This is a genomic window from Bacillus sp. RB3 (genome assembly GCF_030164735.1).
Taxonomy (GTDB): domain Bacteria; phylum Bacillota; class Bacilli; order Bacillales; family Bacillaceae_G; genus Bacillus_A; species Bacillus_A cereus.
Map to the genome: position 1 here is coordinate 388,481 of NZ_JASNGE010000001.1, position 17,690 is coordinate 406,170.

Sequence of the window (17,690 nt, forward strand, 5' to 3'; positions counted from 1 at the left end):
TAGTAAAAATAGAGGAGGGACGTTATATGCCAAAGGGTACAGGTAAGGTTATTGCACAGAATAAAAAAGCATTTCATGATTATTTCATCGAAGAAACATACGAAGCAGGGCTTGTCCTTCAAGGAACGGAAATTAAGTCGATTCGCGCTGGACGCGTAAACTTGAAAGATGCGTTTGCACGTGTACATAATGGTGAAGTATGGGTTCATAATATGCACATTAATACGTACGAACAAGGGAATCGTTTCAACCATGATCCACTTCGTACGAGAAAATTACTTCTGCATAAAAAAGAAATTGATAAACTAGCGGGCGCTGCGAAAGAAACAGGTTACGCATTAGTTCCACTTAGAATTTATTTAAAAAATGGATTTGCAAAGATGGCACTTGGTTTAGCAAAAGGTAAGAAGCAATACGATAAACGTCACGATTTAAAAGAGAAAGAAGCTAAACGTGAAATTGCACGCGCGTTCCGTGATCGCCAAAAGATGTAATACAGATATTTACATTTGTAAAATGGAGCGCGTATGTTATAATAATTTATGTAAGGTTGTTGCACATTGAAAAACAGCTCTTAGTAGCTATCACGATATTTTCTTCGTATGCTCCATTTTTATCATGGGGACGTTACGGATTCGACAGGGATAGTTCGAGCTTAGGTTGCGAGTCGAGGGGATCGGCCTCGTTAAAACGTCAAAGCCTATAATTGGCAAACAAAACAATCTTTCTTTAGCTGCTTAATTGCACTAAAGGTTCCTCCCTCCATCGTCCATGTGGTAGGGTAAGGGACTCAAACTAAGTGGACTACGCCGGAGTTCGCCGTCTGAGGACAAAGGAAGAGAATAACCAGACTAGCAACTTGGAAGCCTGTCGATAGGCCGAAGAGTTCGCGAAATGCTAATATATCGACTACACTCGTAGAAGCTTAAGTGCCGATATTTTTGGACGTGGGTTCGACTCCCACCGTCTCCACCAATACATATTTGGTGGTTTTTTATTTTGTATAATATGAACCATAATTTTGCCAGGTTGGTGAGGTTATGGTTCTTTTTGTTTGTGGTTTTATAGAATGCTGAAGTTGATGGGACGGTATCCCTGAAAGAGAGAATAAAAAATGGTTATTGATGATAAGCGGGTAGATACTATAGCAGATTGTAAACGCTCAATTGTTAAGTGATTATTATTTTTTTGCTTTATTCGAATCTTCATATGTTTTGTGTTTTTATCCATACATATTGTAAGATTATATAGAGTTCTCCTAATAAACTGTTTTAATGGATTATTTAGGGGTTTTAAATTTATAAATCTTAAATTATTTTTTCGGGATAATTTTTTTATCTAAATAATTTATATTGAAGTAGAGGTGAACCATCGGTGAAGCGGGTGTTGGTGATTAAAAATGAACGGTCTTCAGCAAAGAAAATCGTAAGCGGTTTAACGCAAGAGGGCCATTTCATTTTAAAACTTCACAATGAAAACCAAGGTTTAAATATAGCATATGAGCAAGATTGGGATATTATCATATTGGATTGGGATTCATTAAGTATATCGGGACCAGAAATTTGTAGACAAATACGACTTGTTAAAACGACACCAATCATTATTGTGACCAACAATATTTCTAGCGAGGATTGCATAGCAGGGTTACAAGCAGGAGCAGATGATTATATTAGAAAACCATTTGTGAAGGAAGAATTAGTAGCGAGAGTTCAAGCTATTTTAAGAAGAAGTGACTATAACCAGCAAAATGAGACAAATTTTTTTCAGTTTAAAGATCTCTTTGTTGATGCATCTAGCAATATTGTGAAAAAAGGTGGCAAAAATCTCTCGCTTACGAAGCGCGAGTACGATTTACTTGTATTTTTAATTAAGAATAAAAATACGATATTAAGCCGTGAAATGCTTTTGAATCAAGTTTGGGGATATGACGTAGTAGTAAATCCGAATGTAGTAGACTTATATATTGGGTATGTAAGAAAAAAGCTAAAGTGCGAGAAGAAAGATAGATATATTCAAACGATACATGGCAGAGGCTATTCAATGGTTGAATGATAAAAATAAGATAATAAAGTAGTTTCTGTGAAATATTAGCTATTACTGCGCGTATTTTGTAAGGGAAGGTCTCTGTCCCGTATTTGTTGAGAAAGTATTTAATGAAGGTTAATCAACAGTCCTGACCGCACATATTACTTTTTATGCTTGATTTTATGAATTCATACGATTCACAAGATTTTCACAGAATTAATGACTATACTAATTAACAGGATGTTCAAATGAAAATGATTATCAATAGCGATTCAATTGAATAAAAGTTACCTTCCAATTCAATCTATGGATGTCATCATTTTCGAAATAAATCACACTATAAGGAGTATACATATGAAAAAATCTATGCTTTTAAAATTAGTGAGTATTCTAGCAATTTTTACTTTAATGTTAGTGGCTTGCTCAGATTCAAGTAAAGAAACTTCGAAGGCTAATAATAAAGATAATGGTAGTGATAAGCCAAAAACGGTTGAAATCACTGATGCTCATGGAACTGTTAAAGTACCTGTAAACCCAAAGAATGTAGTTGCTTTGGATAACAGAACTTTTGAAACTTTATCTGATTGGGGAATTAAATTAGCGGCTGCTCCAAAGGATATCATGCCTGCTGATTCAGCATATAAAAAGGATGAAAAAGTTCAAAATATTGGGAATCACCGTGAACCAAATCTAGAAATTATTGCAGCGGCAAACCCTGATCTTGTAATCGTTGGTCAAAGATTTGCTGATCATTATGAAGAAATCAAAAAATTAGTGCCAAATGCAGCTGTTATTGATCTTAATTTTGATGTTTCTGAGAAGGCTACTAAGCCTGGAGAAAACTTAGTAAAAGGACTTAAAGATTCTACAACTACTTTAGGTAAAATCTTTGCTAAAGATAAAGAAGCTAAACGATTAGTAGCTGATTTCGATAAATCTATTGAAAAGGCAAAATCTGCTTATAACGGAAAAGATAAAGTTATGAGTGTTATCGTTACTGGTGGAAATATTGGCTTTGCTGCGCCGCACTCTGGTCGCGTTTGGGGACCTATGTATGAAATTTTCGGTTGGACTCCAGCATTAGAAGTTTCGAATTCTACTGCAGGTCATAAAGGTGATGATGTTTCTGTTGAAGCTATCGCACAAACAAATCCTGATTGGCTTTTCGTATTAGATCGTGATGCTGCAACATCTGATGCAGCTAAGTCAACACCTGCTAAGGATGTTATTTCTAAATCACCAGCTCTTCAAAACACAACTGCTGTTTCTAAACAACAAGTTGTTTATGCACCAGAAGATACTTACACAAATGAATCAATTCAAACTTATATAGAGTTATTTGGAAATATGGCAAAAACTTTAGCTAAGTAGTGTAAAGGGGTACGAAACAGTGTCAAAAAATATGATTTCTAGGGTTGAGAATATTTCTCAACCCCAGTTTTATAATCAAAATAAAATATGGACAAAACCTTTTATAATAGCAGTTATAGTTGTTATAATTTTAGGTATTATATCACTGTTTACTGGAGTTTATGATATACGTGGACAAGAGGACGGAATGGAGATGTTTTTCATCACTCGTGTTCCAAGAACGTTTGCATTAATGCTTACTGGAGCTGCGATGGCGATGGCAGGGCTCGTAATGCAACTCATTACACAGAATCGTTTTGTTGAACCTACTACAACGGGGACTATTGAATGGTCAGGCTTAGGCCTGCTTTTTGTATATTTATTATTTCCTGCCCCGACTTTAGTTCAAAGAATGACTGGTGCAATCATTTTTTCTTTTATAGGAACTATGATTTTCTTTCTATTTTTAAGAAGAGTTAAGCTTCGTTCGTCTTTAATTGTCCCGATTATTGGATTGATGCTTGGAGCAGTTATTTCTGCAGTGTCTACTTTTTTAGGACTCCTTTTTCAAAAGACGCAAAGTATTGAAACTTGGTTTGTAGGTTCATTTGCTAACATTCAGGTCGGAAGATATGAATATTTATGGCTGATTGTTATCATTACTTTTCTTATTTTTATGTATGCTAATAGATTGACTTTAGCTGGACTAGGAGAAGATGTCGCAACAAGTCTTGGAGTTAATTACAATAGAATTGTTCTTTTTGGGACTGCTCTTATCTCTGTTGCAGTTGGAATTGTTGCAGCTGTTATTGGACACTTACCTTTCTTAGGATTAATTGTGCCAAATATCGTTTCAATGTTTAGAGGTGATGATCTTAGGAGTAATTTACCTTGGGTTTGTGTGATCGGAATGGGATCAATAACTGCCTGTGACATCATTTCTCGAACAATTATACAGCCTTTTGAATTACCTGTTTCTTTAATACTTGCAACAGTGGGAGCAGTCGTGTTTATTACTATTTTATTGAGACAAAGAAAACCAAGGAGGCTACGATGATCACATTAGAATATAGAAAAAAAGAAAATGTCGAAATCGATTCTAGCCTTCATAATGAAAGTAGATCAGCTAGCGCTTTTCGGTCTAAGAAGGAAGCAAGACGTTATTGGATTTTACTGATAACATTGATTGCTTTAGGTCTTCTTTCTTCATATGGACTTTTAGTTTATAACAATCCAGTTCCGATAGATTCACCTTCTTTTATCCCAGTCGTTAAGAGAAGGATAGTAGCTATTGTTGCAATGATTATTGCTGCGGTTTGCCATAGCTTGTCGACAGTTGCTTTCCAATCTATTACGAATAATAAAATTATTACTCCTTCACTTTTAGGTTTCGAATCACTTTATTCAGCAATTCAAACGAGTACAGTATTCTTCTTTGGTGCTAGTGCGTTAATAAATTTTAATGGAATTGGATCATTTTTATTCCAAGTTGTTGTTATGGTCTTCATGAGTTTGATACTTTATGGATGGTTACTTTCCGGTAAATACGGGAATTTACAACTTATGCTTTTAGTTGGAATTATTATTGGTACCGGGCTAAATTCTGTGTCAATTTTCATGAGAAAACTACTTGCGCCTTCAGAATTTGATATTTTACAAGCAAGATTATTTGGTTCTGTTAATCATGCAGATCCTGCATATTTTCCTATTGTAATTCCTATGATCATAATTGTAGCGATATTAATTTTTGTTCATTCTAAGAATTTGAATGTTTTGTCACTAGGAAAAGATGTTGCTACTTCTTTTGGAGTTAAATACCAACCTAGTGTAATTTATACGCTTGTATTAGTAGCTATTTTAATGTCCATTTCAACAGCTCTAATTGGGCCACTTACTTTCTACGGCTTTTTAGTGGCAACTTTGAGTTATCAGGCAGCGTCAACTTATGATCATAGATATATTTTTCCGATGGCTTTTGCTATAGGATTTTTAATAATGACGAGCGCATATTTTTTAATGTATCATGTATTCCATGCTCAAGGTGTAGTTTCAGTTATTATTGAATTATTTGGTGGAATCATATTCTTAACTATAGTTTTAAGGAAGAGGGCTTTATGATAAAAATTGATAATGTTAAAAAGTTCTATACTGATAAGGTAAAAATAGGACCTTTGGATATTGAAATACCAAAAGCAGGCTTTACTTCTTTAATTGGACCAAATGGCGCTGGAAAGTCCACGACACTTTTGATGATTGGTAGACTTTTAGATATGGATGAAGGCCAAATTCAGGTAGCAAATATGGATGTTTCTGAATCCAAATCAAAAGACTTAGCAAAAGTTTTGACTATATTGCGACAAGAAAATCATTTTGTAACTAGGCTTACAGTTAGACAATTAGTTGGATTTGGGCGCTTTCCTTATTCAAAGGGAAGATTGACTAAAGAAGATGAGGTTATCATTTCTAAATATATCGATTTCTTAGATTTAACTAGTTTAGAGAATAGATATTTAGATGAGCTTTCTGGTGGTCAAAGACAAAGGGCATATGTAGCTATGGTATTGTGCCAAGAGACGGAATATGTACTTTTGGACGAACCTTTGAACAACCTTGATGTTGCTCGTTCTGTTCAAATGATGGAGCATTTAAGACGTGCAGCTAATGAATTTGGACGAACAATTTTGACTGTTATGCATGACATAAATTTTGCAGCTAAATACTCGGATAAAATTTGTGCTATGAAAGATGGACAAATTGCTGCTTTTGGAACAGTAGAAGAGGTTATGGACTCAACACTTTTGACAGATATTTTTGAAACAAAAATAGAAATTATTAATGGTCCTTATGGGCCAATCGCAGTTTATTAGTTATAAAATGTCTTGCGTAGATTATGCAAGACACTTTAGTTGAAGTTGCTGTCTATATTTTATAGGCAGCAGCTTTTTTTATGTGATTACTCATAAAATGCAAAAGAATGTTCACCTTTTCAAGTATGTACCAAACGAAAAAATATCTCTGTATAATTTTTCAAAAGAATTCAGCTTGTTTTTTGTATATGTAATATTGCATATCAGAGTGTATTGATAAAAGTGTAAGGGGTCACTATAATGAGGGCATAAAGATAAATCATATTTTCGTAGTAATAAAAAGGAGGAAATAATATGGAAATCGCAATGGCAGTTTTAAAATTTGTAGGTGGCGTAATCCCGTTAATTCAAGAACTTTTAAAAGCATTTATGTAAATTTATTAGTTAGCTATCATTTATCAATCATTATCATATTTTACTAAAAAAAGAACGGGGTGATTTTTCTGAATATTAAGAAAAACACTAAAAGAAGAAAGTTCCTTACATGTTTATTAGTTAGTCTATGCACTATTAATTATTCATCTATTTCCTTCGCAGAAACACAAGCAAGTAATGTAACTGATGTAACCAAAAATGCTAGTGGCATTGATACTGGTATAGCAAATCTTAAATATAATAATCAAGAGGTTTTAGCTGTAAATGGTGATAAAGTAGAGAGTTTTGTTCCGAAAGAAAGTATCAATTCAAATGGTAAATTTGTAGTAGTGGAACGGGAAAAAAAATCACTTACAACGTCACCAGTCGATATTTCAATTATTGATTCTGTAGTGAATCGCACGTATCCAGGAGCTGTACAACTTGCAAATAAAGCTTTTGCAGACAATCAACCAAGTTTATTAGTGGCTAAGAGAAAGCCTTTGAATATTAGTATAGACTTACCTGGCATGAGAAAAGAAAATACAATCACTGTCCAAAATCCGACATATGGTAATGTAGCTGGAGCAGTAGACGATTTAGTATCTACTTGGAATGAAAAGTATTCTACAACACATACGTTGCCTGCAAGAATGCAGTATACGGAATCTATGGTTTATAGTAAATCACAAATCGCAAGTGCTCTTAATGTTAACGCTAAATATCTTGATAACAGTCTAAACATTGATTTTAATGCGGTTGCAAACGGAGAGAAAAAAGTGATGGTTGCCGCATATAAGCAAATATTTTATACGGTAAGTGCTGAACTACCTAACAATCCATCCGACCTTTTTGATAATAGTGTTACTTTTGATGAGTTAACTCGAAAAGGCGTAAGTAATTCGGCTCCACCTGTTATGGTTTCAAATGTAGCTTATGGTAGAACGATTTATGTAAAATTAGAAACAACATCTAAGAGCAAAGATGTACAAGCTGCTTTTAAAGCCTTACTTAAGGATAACAGCGTTGAAACAAGTGGACAGTATAAAGATATTTTTGAAGAAAGTACCTTTACTGCTGTAGTATTAGGCGGAGATGCGAAAGAGCATAACAAGGTTGTTACTAAAGATTTCAATGAAATCCGAAATATCATTAAAGATAATGCTGAATTAAGTCTTAAAAATCCAGCATACCCAATTTCATATACAAGTACTTTCTTAAAAGATAATGCAACTGCTGCTGTTCATAACAATACAGATTATATTGAGACGACAACTACAGAATATTCAAGTGCTAAAATGACACTTGATCATTACGGTGCTTACGTTGCTCAATTTGATGTATCTTGGGATGAATTCACATTTGACCAAAAGGGTAACGAAGTATTAACACATAAAACATGGGATGGTAGCGGAAAAGACAAAACGGCTCATTACTCTACAGTTATCCCACTCCCACCAAATTCAAAAAATATAAAAATTGTAGCAAGAGAATGTACAGGTCTTGCATGGGAATGGTGGAGAACAATTATTAATGAACAAAATGTTCCATTAACAAATGAAATAAAAGTTTCAATTGGAGGAACAACATTATACCCAACAGCTAGTATTAGTCATTAAGTATAAAAAAGCGCCCTATAAGTAGGGCGCTTTTTACTTGGTCACAAATTTTATTTTGTATCGGTATGTTTTTAAGTTTTGTAAATCATCAACTATAAGGTGGGAATATTGTGCAGACGAAAAGCTACATGTTTTTCGTCTTTTCGTTCTGTTGCTTAATAAGAAAGATCCTGTAACTCAGTACAGGATCTTTAATCAAACGTTTTTAAAAGCTAAATTGTGGTTTCATATCACCTTTATAAGGTTCATGTTCAACAAATATAGTTATATCCTTACCAGCTTGGTCTTTACCAGTTCTCTTATACGTAAATTTATTCTTATTTAGTTCAGTAAGTTCAAGAGCAGCACCGTATTTGTTATTTCCAATTGAAACATGGGCTCTTATTTTATTTTCGTGTACAACATCGAAGTAGCCATAATCACCGCGGCTTTGACCTGTTTCGCTATTGAAGAACTCATATTTATTAGATTTGTCATCAAATTTTGCTAGACTTATAAAATTCGAATTAAACTGTGTTACATCGTTACCAGTTTCGTCTAATACCTTTGTTCCGTGCCAAAGGGTACCGCCCAAAATTTTATCTCCATCAACGTTTGTAACAATATCTCCTGTAGTCGTGTTCAGCTGCTTGTCCGGATCAGTGAAAGAAAGTTCTTTTTCTTTATATGGGACATGTTCAACGAAAACTTCTACATCTTTACCGTTAGCGTCTTTCCCTATTCGTTTATAAGTAAATACATTTTTATTTAGTTTTGTCATGTCAACGACAGCTTGATACTTCATTGATTCTGAAATTAATATTCTCTTTTTCCCATCATTTGTGATAAAGAAAGTTCCTTTAGCGCCACGACTTGCATCTGTTTTAGCATCAAAAAATTCATATTTGCCTGACTTCGCATCATATTTTGCAAGGCCGATGAAGTTTGCATTCTCTTTTGTTAAGTCATTCTTATCTTTGTCATACACTCGTGTACCTTGCCAATTTGTCTCGCTAAGAATATTAGCCATTTTTTGCCCTTTAGTTAATTTATTTTCCTTTTTTGTTTCTTTAGCAACTTGTTCTTGCTTTTGTTTCCCATGATTTTCTTCAGCTTTAGTACCAGCACACCCTGTTAATGCTAATGTGAATCCGAGCAGTATGGATGATAGTGTTTTTGTTTTTTTGTTCATGTTTTATCGTCTCCTTATTTTATGATTTTAGGTAGTACGGTTAGCGATTATAGTAGCAGTGCGTCATATACGAACTTAGTTGCTACGTTTCTTATGTTAATACTCGACTATAAACTGTCTCTAAATAAAACATTAAAAAAAGATAAACTAATTCCTAAAAAATGTTCATATTTATAAAAAATTGCTAGCTTGCTGTAGTGCCTACGAGTAATCCCAAAAATACATTGTAAAGAAGAAGGAAAGCCACTAACAATAATGTAATTGCTAATAGAGCTAATCGATTGTAGTGCAAAACTTTTGAGGAAAACTGTAAGGGAAATGAAGATTTTATAGAATTCGTTTCGTATAGGAAGGGGATGCCCATGTTTGATTCAACAGATTTTAAGATTATACAATTACTACAAGAAAACGCTAGAATGAACTGGAAGGAAATTGGGGAGATAGTACATTTGACTGGCCAGGCTGTTGGGAAACGAATTAATAAATTAGAAGAGGCAGGTGTCATTCAAAAATATACGATAAATATTGACAGGGCTAAGCTAGAAGGTTCTATTATGACCTTTGTTACACTATTTTTGCATGCACCGCACTATCATAATCAAATTCAAAACTTTTTTGAAAAAATGGACGTAATTACTGAAATGTATCGTATAAGCGGCGATGGGTGCTATGTCATGACTCTTCACACATCTTCGCATCAGCAATTAGAAGAGGCTCTTGCAGATGTTTTACATTATGGTGATTATAGTATAAATACTGTTATTAGGACGATTGAAAAAAAGAAAGGATAAGATACTTATCCTTTCTTTTCTCATATGGAACTGTAATTCTTTATTTGCTTTTGTTTATAAAACAGCTCGCTGACATGATTGTTGCATAAATATCACCAAACTCTAATGCACTCATGAACGATTGATGAGCGTGTACTGCGGGGATTAAATTTCCTTGGAATTCTAAATCTTTTGTTGTACAAGCATCTTCAATTACAATACATTGAAATCCGAAGTCACTGGCAGCGCGTACTGTTGCATCAATACATACATGAGTCATCATACCGCAAATGACTAATTGATCTATTTCTTCTGTCTTTAATGTTTCTAATAAATTTGTTCTTAAAAAACTGTTAGGGTGGTGTTTTTGAATGACTCTTTCGTTAGCAATCGGTTGTACATCATCATAAATTTGAACACCTACTGTATCGGGTAAGAAGAAAGTAGCCCCTTCATTGTTCGCAATATGTTGTACGTGAATAACTGTTTTATGCTTTTCACGAAATACTTTCAAAACTTCTTTCGCTTTGTGTGCGGCTTTTTCAGGTTGATGTAATTCCATATTGCCGCCTGCAAAGTAATCATTTTGTATGTCTACTAATAGTAACGCCTCTTTCATCGTTATTCCCCCATACTTAGTGATTTAGTACGTTATTTGTACTGTGCCGTTATTATATAAATTGTAGCTATGCGTAAGTAATAACGTCGTGAAACGATTTTAACGTATATAGTTTCATTGTGAAAAAGGTGAAAGTTGGTATAGGTACAAATGGATTTTGTGGAATTCACGGCAAAGTTATAGGTAGAGTGGCGTTGTAGGATAAAAACATAACTTTGCTAGAGGAGCGGGTTATGGTTTTTTTATGAGGAAATACGATTTTAAGTTTTTGCTGAGGGTGTTTTTCTGGGGTATGCTGTGAGTGAGTGGAGGGAGGTAGTGTCGGATATTGTCGACCGATCGATATATTGGAAAAATCGTTGATATATTGTGAGTTATGATAGATATATTGGAAAAATCGTTGATATATTGCGATTTGTGATAGATATATTGAAAAAATCGTTGATATATTTGTAAAGGGGTGTTTGAGATGATTGTGAAAGAAAGAAAAATGCCGATTTATATAAGACAGTTAGAAGCGCTTCTTAGAAGGTTACCTGTACATCATCCAAAACGAAATTTAATTGGAGAAAACTTAGCAAAACACATGGCGGGGTATAAAGGGGAGCAAGCAATTGATTATCCACTTAGTTTTATTTCTGAGAAAGAGTACAGTGTTTTACATGACGTTCGCTTATCTAATCATGATCAATACTTTCAAATTGATACTATTATCCTTTCCACAAAGTTTCTTCTTTTTCTTGAGATAAAAAATATAGCAGGTACATTAATGTTTGATGCAAAGTTTAATCAACTTATCCGAATAACAGAAGGAAATTCAGAGGGATTTCCAGATCCGGTTTTACAAATAAAAAGGCAAGAAATACAACTAAAGAAATGGTTAAGCTTACATGGATTTTCCTCTAGTCTTCCGATCGAGTCCCTCGTTGTTATTAGCTCGCCTCGTACCATTATAAAATCTTCAGATGACAATCTTCTTCATACAATTATTCATAGTGCAAATTTACCTCATAAAATAAAGTGGTTTGAAAGTAAATATAAGAGAAAGGTTATAGATAATGTAGATAGGCTCATTCATCAAATAATAATGGAGCATTCTCCACTTCAACAAAATATACTTGAGCAATATAAAATAGAAAAAGAGGAGTTGTTAAATGGAGTACAATGTGAGAAATGCTTAGTTATTCCAATGGTTAAAGTGAAGAAGGGGTGGCGTTGTAAAAGTTGTAAAGATTTTTCAAAAGTGGCACATGAGGGTGCTATACGAGATTATGCATTGCTTATTAGTACGACATGTACGAACGGTAATTTGAAAGAGTTTCTCCATGTTTCGTCGGGTATGGTTGTAAACAGAATTCTCCACACACTAAATCTGCCCTTCACTGGCAACAACAAAGGACGAATATATGATTTAACTTCTTTCCAATCGTAATTTTGCTATAATAAATAAGTACTTATACGAAGGGGAGTCTAAAGAGAGTATGAAGTCATTTAATATCGATCATATTATAGCTAGTGTTTTGCAATGGATATTAAATATAGCCTTAATTATATTATCCATTGTGTTATCAATTTTCTTAGTGAATGAGACAATTACGTTCGTGCAGTATATTTTTTCGGCAAAAGAGTATACGTCTTATAAATTGGTTGAAAGTATCATCGTTTATTTCTTATACTTCGAGTTCATTGCATTAATTATTAAGTATTTTAAATCGAACTATCATTTCCCGTTACGTTATTTTATTTATATCGGAATTACGGCCTTAATTCGATTAATTATTGTGTCTCATGAGGAACCGATGGAGACGTTATTATACGCAGGAGCAATTCTTGTTTTAGTTATTGCTTTATACATATCAAATATGAGAGATTTGAGAAAAGAGTAGTAGTGCAGACATAAGTCAGCACTACTTTTTTACATCTTGACCTTCAAGTTGCTTGAAAGTTTACAATGAAATTAGGGCGTTTGAAATCGAAAAAAATTGAGAAATTAAGTGAAGAGGTTTCTTTTAGTTGGAGGTTATAGGAATGAATCAGGAATTGAAGTTACGTCCATTAGAACGAGAAGATTTAAAGTTTGTACACGAACTGAATAATAATGCGCATATTATGTCGTATTGGTTTGAAGAGCCGTATGAGGCATTTGTGGAGCTGCAAGACTTATATGATAAACATATACATGATCAAAGCGAACGCCGATTTATCGTTGAGAAAGACAATGAAATGGTTGGATTAGTTGAGTTAGTAGAAATCGATTATATTCACCGTAGAACAGAATTCCAAATTATTATTGATCCGAATTATCAAGGATATGGTTATGCAGTGGATGCGACGCGTTTAGCAATGGATTACGCTTTTTCCGTACTAAATATGCATAAGATTTATTTAGTTGTGGATAAGGAAAATGAAAAGGCAGTACATGTTTATAAAAAAGTTGGGTTTATGGTAGAAGGTGAGCTTATCGATGAGTTTTTCGTTGATGGTAACTATCATAATGCAATAAGAATGTGTATGTTTCAGAAGCAATATTTTGAAAACAAGTAGTTGAAAGATTCGGAAGTAATGTTGACGCTTCGTAAAACCGTATGCTAAAATCCTTTTTAAGTATTAAGGAAGGTGCATAATATGCTTTATATAAAATTTGTAAAACTCATTAGAAAACTTTGCTCCGCACAAATGTATACGGTGAAGCGTTGTACGGAGCTTAATCAAGGGGTATAAATCCCCTATATTCATCGGCTGAATAACTTTTCTAAAAAAGTATAGTGTACCTATGCTTATTTCGTTATGGTTTTTCAGCTGGTGTATAAAATAGATTAAGGGGCCATAGACAATGCTTTGTCTATGGCCCTTTGTGTATATTATTCCGATGAGTCTTTACTATAAATTGGAGTAGTATAGGAAAAACCACGAAGCAGAGGGCTAGTGTCGAATGACGCTATCTCTCTGCTTTTTTTAATTTCAGGAAAAGAGGAATAAAAATGAGTTTACTTAAAGTGGAAAGTTTATCACATAGTTTTATAGATAAAGTATTATACGAAAATGCTTCTTTTGATTTGCATAAAGGGGAGCATATGGGAATTGTTGGACAGAATGGTGCAGGAAAAAGCACATTAATGAAAATATTGGTGGGGGAAATTATTCCTGATAAGGGAGACATAAAGTGGCAACCTAACATTCAAATTGGACATCTTGATCAATACGCAGAAATTGATGAGGGTTATACCATTTCACAATATTTAAAGAGAGCCTTTTATGATTTGTATGAAATGGAAAAGAGAATGAACAAGTTATATGAAGAAAGTGCGATGACTGGAGATGAAAATCAACTATTGAAAGCGGCAGAAATTCAAGGACTGCTCGAGGCTCGTGATTTTTATTCAGTAGATAGTATTACGAATAAGGTGGCAGCCGGTTTAGGTATTGATGTGATTGGGATGAATCGTGTGATTGGTGAATTAAGCGGAGGGCAGCGTGCAAAGGTAATTTTAGCGAAGCTCTTATTAGAAGAGCCTAATATTTTATTGCTAGATGAACCGACGAATTTTCTCGATAAGGAGCATGTGGAGTGGCTTGCTAATTATTTAATGAATTTTGAAGGAGCGTTTATTGTCGTATCACATGATTTTGATTTTCTGGAAAAGGTAACTTCTTGCATATGTGATGTAGAGTTCGGAACAGTTAAGAAGTATTACGGCAAATACTCAGATTTTGTAAGACAAAAGGAGCATTTGCGAAAAGATTATATTCGCCAATATTATGCACAGCAAAAGAAAATTGAAAAAACGGAAGAGTATATTCGTAGAAATATTGCTGGGGTGAATTCAAAAATAGCGCAAGGTCGTAGAAAACAATTACAGCGTATGGAAAGAATTGCGCCACCAAGTTTTACTCATAAACCGTCTATCCATTTTCAGGAACTTCCCATTTCAGTTCAGACAGTTCTTGAAGTAAATAATCTTGAAGTTGGTTACGACTTCGCTCTCTTACCAAAGTTGAATTTTTCAGTAATGGGTGGGAAAAAACTTGTCATTACAGGTTTCAATGGAGTAGGGAAATCTACTTTATTAAAAACAATCGTTGGAAATATTGCTAGTATTTCTGGAGAGTTTCACTTTTCAGAGCAAATAAAGATTGGATATTATGAGCAAGATTTAAATTGGAGCAATGATTCTTTAACGCCGCTTCAAATTATTTCAGAACAGTTTCCTAAACTGAATATGAAGGAAATACGCCATCATTTAGCTGCGTGTGGAGTGAAGGATACGCACGTTTCGCAAGAAATTCGTACGTTAAGTGGTGGTGAACAATCGAAGGTGAAACTGTGTGGATTATTACTATCACCTTGTAACTTCTTAATTTTAGATGAGCCGACAAATCATTTGGATGCAGAAGCGAAGGAAGCTTTGCAAAAGGCGTTAATTAAGTTTAAGGGCAGCATTATACTCGTATCTCACGAAGCAAGTTTTTATCTTGATTGGGCAGATAGCATCTTTCATATAGAGACGGGATTAGTTAAGGGGGTGTGAAACATATGAGTGAAAACAATTGGAAAACGAAAATTATATTATTTTTGACCGCTCAAACTATTTCGTTGTTCGGTTCCTCTCTCGTGCAATACGCAATTATATGGTATATCACCCTTACAACATCATCAGGAGTGATGTTGACTATTTCAACTGTTTGCGGTTTTCTACCACAAATTGCGATATCTTTGTTTGCAGGTGTTTGGATTGATCGTTATGACCGTAAAAAGATGATTATGTTATCGGATGGAATTATAGCGATTGCGACGTTAGTCTTAGCAATTTTATTTTTAACAGGATATAAAAGTATTTGGTTACTTTTTATTGTGTTACTCATTCGTTCAGCTGGAACAGGAGTACAAACGCCAGCTGTGAATGCATTAATTCCGCAAATCGTTCCGAAAGAGTATCTTATGAAAGTAAATGGAATAAATAGCAGTATTACATCTTTAATTTTTTAATTGGTATAACAATGCCGTGCTTCAATACACCAGTTACTGTGTTATTGCAGGAGAAAGTAGAACCATCAATGCACGGACGGATGTTTAGCCTTGTACAAATTGCGAATTCATGCGCGCTTCCTTTAGGAATGATAATATTTGGTCCGTTGTCGGATATGTTTAGTGTAGAGATTTTGTTAATTTATGCTGGGATATTCGTGCTATTTTGCGCAATGTATATTGTATTAAGCAAGAGGTTTGAAGTGTAAATATTTATAATTTAGAAGGTTTGCGAAGTGATTTAAGATGCTTTGCAAACCTTTTTGTTGTTTGTTTAGTCAATAATTATTTATTGTTTAACAATAAATAATTATTGACTGTTAATTCTTTTTTAGATAATATGATGGTAAGAATCTAAGGGGAATTACATAAGTAGAGGAGAATGTGAAATGAAAAATAAATACGTAGTAGCTATTTCTTTCATGATTTTAGCGATTATTTCTTTAACGATACATGCTTCAAACAGTAAAGTAGGAGCGGATGGATTTCTTGAAGAACCTTTCTTTTTCCTAGTACCGATAAGTTATATATTGTTCCTTAGTGGTATTGGTATATTGCTATTTGGATTTATTACTTCAAAGCTGAAAAAGGGCAATAGATAGGGACAAAACACTCACTATGAAATAGAAACATACCATATGGAAGAAAAAGAATAAGTGAGATGAATCATGATGAATCATTATTTTTATAATGGTAGACAAGTAGGAGCTGCTATTACGCTGGCTGGGGCACAAGGGACAATTCATGCTGTGAATCTAGCTATTCAAATGCAGCAACAAGCATATTTTGCACAAATGATGCAAAGTCAGTATATGCCGTATTCACAACTTCCGATGCAAATTATACATTACGATGTACATCCAGCTGGTTTATTTTCCATTCCATATGGCGGGACATATTTCTTATGAAAAAAAGCGACTCAATAGAGTCGCTTTTTTATATTCCGCCTAACTTCATTCCAAGGAAGGCAAAGGCGATACCAATTATGTAAGTAGCACTTAAATATAAAAGGAAGATGTATAGTTTTTTACGATTGAGAAGCTGAACAGATTCTAATTTAAACGTAGAAAATGTAGTGAATGCGCCCATAAATCCAGTACCTAATAATAGTTGCCAGCCTGTAGTGACTCCGTTGCCAATTATATACCCAAGTAAAAATGCCCCTGTTATATTAATAAGGAATGTAGCAATTGGAAATTGTGTTTTATTTCTTTTCTTAAACCAATTGCTAATTGCAAATCGTGTAATCGCACCGAAAAATCCTCCTGTTGCGACTAATAAAGCTTCTATCATGAGTAATCACCTTCTGTAAGAGATTTCTTAATTAAGAAATCTCCAAGTGTATAGCCAAGGCCAGACATAATGAGGCCACCAAGTATGCTGCATGATACATATAAGAAGGCTATGCTCCACTCAGAATGATTGATCAATTGCACAGTTTCTACACTAAATGTTGAAAAAGTCGTAAAGGAACCGATGAATCCAGTTCCGATGCCTGTGATAACCTCTGAAGGTAAGATGTTTAGCCGAGCGATATAAGTAGTTAGCCACGCTAAGAAAAAGCAACCGATTGAGTTAATGAGTAATGTTGCCAATGGAAATGAATGATGCCAAAATGTGTTGATATTAAGACCTAAATAATAACGAGAAAGAGCTCCTAATATACCAGCAATGCCAACGATAATATAAATCAATTTTCTCACCTCTTTAAATAGCTTGCTCAAAAAAATAGACTCCTACCAGTATCCATACTGGTAGGAGTCATTAGCTAAGCAGCGTTTATGGCGAACTCCATCGCCTATGATTATTACATATAGTGTACTAAATATACCGTTTAATTTCCAGTGAGGAGGAGGGTGTAACTTTTCTTTTTTTGATGTCTGAAGGCT

18 protein-coding genes, 1 other RNA gene, 1 pseudogene and 1 riboswitch are annotated in these 17,690 nt (G+C 34.2%); of the genes and pseudogenes, 16 read left to right on the plus strand and 4 right to left on the minus strand.

All coding sequences use genetic code 11. The features are described from left to right. The first annotated feature begins 26 nt into the window (after nt 1-26). The 8 genes from smpB to alo all read left to right on the plus strand — a co-directional run bounded on the left by smpB (nt 27) and on the right by alo (nt 8,215). Nucleotides 27-494 carry an SsrA-binding protein gene (gene smpB, locus QO049_RS01855; RefSeq protein ID WP_001123919.1) on the plus strand — a complete coding sequence of 156 codons (468 nt, stop codon included), beginning with the start codon at nt 27-29 and terminating at the stop codon, nt 492-494. A 126-nt stretch (nt 495-620) separates the two neighbouring features. Then, nucleotides 621-975, plus strand: a transfer-messenger RNA (tmRNA) gene (gene ssrA / locus QO049_RS01860). A gap of 399 nt (nt 976-1,374) precedes the next feature. Further along, nucleotides 1,375-2,052 carry a response regulator transcription factor gene (locus QO049_RS01865; RefSeq protein WP_246961580.1) on the plus strand — a complete coding sequence of 226 codons (678 nt, stop codon included), beginning with the start codon at nt 1,375-1,377 and terminating at the stop codon, nt 2,050-2,052. A gap of 327 nt (nt 2,053-2,379) precedes the next feature. Continuing rightward, complete coding sequence (locus QO049_RS01870) at nt 2,380-3,396, plus strand: siderophore ABC transporter substrate-binding protein (RefSeq protein ID WP_284489104.1); 1,017 nt, start codon at nt 2,380-2,382, stop codon at nt 3,394-3,396. Nucleotides 3,397-3,415: 19 nt separating this feature from the next. Next, the gene (locus QO049_RS01875) at nt 3,416-4,432 is read left to right on the plus strand and encodes an ABC transporter permease (protein WP_000042072.1); all 1,017 of its coding nucleotides are present in this window, start codon (nt 3,416-3,418) and stop codon (nt 4,430-4,432) included. Continuing rightward, on the plus strand, nt 4,429-5,493 hold the full coding sequence (locus QO049_RS01880) for an iron chelate uptake ABC transporter family permease subunit (RefSeq protein ID WP_246961576.1): 1,065 nt from the start codon (nt 4,429-4,431) through the stop codon (nt 5,491-5,493). The genes QO049_RS01875 and QO049_RS01880 overlap by 4 nt, the downstream gene beginning before the upstream one ends. Next, entirely contained in the window at nt 5,490-6,242 is a 753-nt protein-coding gene (locus QO049_RS01885) for an iron ABC transporter ATP-binding protein (RefSeq protein ID WP_000590071.1), read from the plus strand. The genes QO049_RS01880 and QO049_RS01885 overlap by 4 nt, the downstream gene beginning before the upstream one ends. 434 nt (nt 6,243-6,676) lie before the next feature. Further along, nucleotides 6,677-8,215: an anthrolysin O/cereolysin O family cholesterol-dependent cytolysin Alo gene (gene alo / locus QO049_RS01890; RefSeq protein ID WP_098283681.1), complete on the plus strand. Its 1,539-nt coding sequence runs from the start codon at nt 6,677-6,679 to the stop codon at nt 8,213-8,215. Between the two features lie 205 nt (nt 8,216-8,420). Here the strand turns inward: alo and QO049_RS01895 are convergent, their stop codons facing one another. Further along, on the minus strand, nt 8,421-9,386 hold the full coding sequence (locus tag QO049_RS01895) for a DUF4822 domain-containing protein (RefSeq protein WP_246961574.1): 966 nt from the start codon (nt 9,384-9,386) through the stop codon (nt 8,421-8,423). 362 nt (nt 9,387-9,748) lie between these two features. Here QO049_RS01895 and QO049_RS01900 point away from each other — a divergent pair, with 362 nt between their 5' ends. After that, the gene (locus QO049_RS01900) at nt 9,749-10,177 is read left to right on the plus strand and encodes an Lrp/AsnC family transcriptional regulator (RefSeq protein ID WP_246961572.1); all 429 of its coding nucleotides are present in this window, start codon (nt 9,749-9,751) and stop codon (nt 10,175-10,177) included. Between the two features lie 40 nt (nt 10,178-10,217). On the opposite strand, the gene QO049_RS01905 is transcribed toward QO049_RS01900, so the two are convergent. After that, a complete protein-coding gene (locus tag QO049_RS01905) occupies nt 10,218-10,775 on the minus strand; it encodes a cysteine hydrolase family protein (protein ID WP_048568709.1) in 558 nt (185 codons plus the stop codon). A gap of 469 nt (nt 10,776-11,244) precedes the next feature. Between QO049_RS01905 and QO049_RS01910 the strand changes: the two genes are divergently transcribed. The 7 genes and pseudogenes from QO049_RS01910 (at nt 11,245) to QO049_RS01940 (ending at nt 16,709) form a co-directional block, all read left to right on the plus strand. Next, entirely contained in the window at nt 11,245-12,207 is a 963-nt protein-coding gene (locus QO049_RS01910; protein ID WP_070757732.1) for a nuclease-related domain-containing protein, read from the plus strand. Nucleotides 12,208-12,256: 49 nt separating this feature from the next. Then, nucleotides 12,257-12,661, plus strand: coding sequence for a phosphate-starvation-inducible protein PsiE (gene psiE, locus QO049_RS01915; protein WP_246961570.1), 405 nt, complete (start codon nt 12,257-12,259; stop codon nt 12,659-12,661). Between the two features lie 142 nt (nt 12,662-12,803). After that, a complete protein-coding gene (gene speG, locus QO049_RS01920) occupies nt 12,804-13,319 on the plus strand; it encodes a spermidine N1-acetyltransferase (RefSeq protein ID WP_001071092.1) in 516 nt (171 codons plus the stop codon). A 437-nt stretch (nt 13,320-13,756) separates the two neighbouring features. After that, nucleotides 13,757-15,304, plus strand: coding sequence for an ABC-F family ATP-binding cassette domain-containing protein (locus tag QO049_RS01925; RefSeq protein ID WP_246961568.1), 1,548 nt, complete (start codon nt 13,757-13,759; stop codon nt 15,302-15,304). A gap of 5 nt (nt 15,305-15,309) precedes the next feature. Further along, nucleotides 15,310-16,010, plus strand: a pseudogene (locus QO049_RS01930) (MFS transporter). Between the two features lie 180 nt (nt 16,011-16,190). Next, nucleotides 16,191-16,403 (plus strand): DUF3955 domain-containing protein, encoded by a 213-nt coding sequence (locus QO049_RS01935; protein WP_000792610.1) that lies wholly within the window; start codon nt 16,191-16,193, stop codon nt 16,401-16,403. Between the two features lie 66 nt (nt 16,404-16,469). After that, on the plus strand, nt 16,470-16,709 hold the full coding sequence (locus QO049_RS01940) for a DUF3947 family protein (protein ID WP_246961566.1): 240 nt from the start codon (nt 16,470-16,472) through the stop codon (nt 16,707-16,709). A 28-nt stretch (nt 16,710-16,737) separates the two neighbouring features. On the opposite strand, the gene crcB (QO049_RS01945) is transcribed toward QO049_RS01940, so the two are convergent. Both crcB (QO049_RS01945) and crcB (QO049_RS01950) read right to left on the minus strand, forming a co-directional pair. Continuing rightward, nucleotides 16,738-17,094 (minus strand): fluoride efflux transporter CrcB, encoded by a 357-nt coding sequence (gene crcB / locus QO049_RS01945; RefSeq protein ID WP_000568580.1) that lies wholly within the window; start codon nt 17,092-17,094, stop codon nt 16,738-16,740. Beyond that, on the minus strand, nt 17,091-17,495 hold the full coding sequence (gene crcB, locus QO049_RS01950) for a fluoride efflux transporter CrcB (RefSeq protein WP_246963106.1): 405 nt from the start codon (nt 17,493-17,495) through the stop codon (nt 17,091-17,093). The genes crcB (QO049_RS01945) and crcB (QO049_RS01950) overlap by 4 nt, the downstream gene beginning before the upstream one ends. Nucleotides 17,496-17,549: 54 nt before the next feature. After that, nucleotides 17,550-17,609, minus strand: a riboswitch (Fluoride riboswitch). Nucleotides 17,610-17,690 lie beyond the last annotated feature (81 nt).

Coding starts and splice junctions, on each gene's coding strand:
- QO049_RS01940 (WP_246961566.1), top strand. CDS start 16,470: ATGATGAATCATTATTTTTATAATGGTAGACAAGTAGGAGCTGCTATT.
- QO049_RS01900 (WP_246961572.1), top strand. CDS start 9,749: ATGTTTGATTCAACAGATTTTAAGATTATACAATTACTACAAGAAAAC.
- QO049_RS01910 (WP_070757732.1), top strand. CDS start 11,245: ATGATTGTGAAAGAAAGAAAAATGCCGATTTATATAAGACAGTTAGAA.
- QO049_RS01925 (WP_246961568.1), top strand. CDS start 13,757: ATGAGTTTACTTAAAGTGGAAAGTTTATCACATAGTTTTATAGATAAA.
- crcB (WP_000568580.1), bottom strand. CDS start 17,094: ATGATAGAAGCTTTATTAGTCGCAACAGGAGGATTTTTCGGTGCGATT.
- psiE (WP_246961570.1), top strand. CDS start 12,257: ATGAAGTCATTTAATATCGATCATATTATAGCTAGTGTTTTGCAATGG.
- smpB (WP_001123919.1), top strand. CDS start 27: ATGCCAAAGGGTACAGGTAAGGTTATTGCACAGAATAAAAAAGCATTT.
- QO049_RS01885 (WP_000590071.1), top strand. CDS start 5,490: ATGATAAAAATTGATAATGTTAAAAAGTTCTATACTGATAAGGTAAAA.
- QO049_RS01895 (WP_246961574.1), bottom strand. CDS start 9,386: ATGAACAAAAAAACAAAAACACTATCATCCATACTGCTCGGATTCACA.
- QO049_RS01905 (WP_048568709.1), bottom strand. CDS start 10,775: ATGAAAGAGGCGTTACTATTAGTAGACATACAAAATGATTACTTTGCA.
- QO049_RS01870 (WP_284489104.1), top strand. CDS start 2,380: ATGAAAAAATCTATGCTTTTAAAATTAGTGAGTATTCTAGCAATTTTT.
- QO049_RS01880 (WP_246961576.1), top strand. CDS start 4,429: ATGATCACATTAGAATATAGAAAAAAAGAAAATGTCGAAATCGATTCT.
- speG (WP_001071092.1), top strand. CDS start 12,804: ATGAATCAGGAATTGAAGTTACGTCCATTAGAACGAGAAGATTTAAAG.
- QO049_RS01935 (WP_000792610.1), top strand. CDS start 16,191: ATGAAAAATAAATACGTAGTAGCTATTTCTTTCATGATTTTAGCGATT.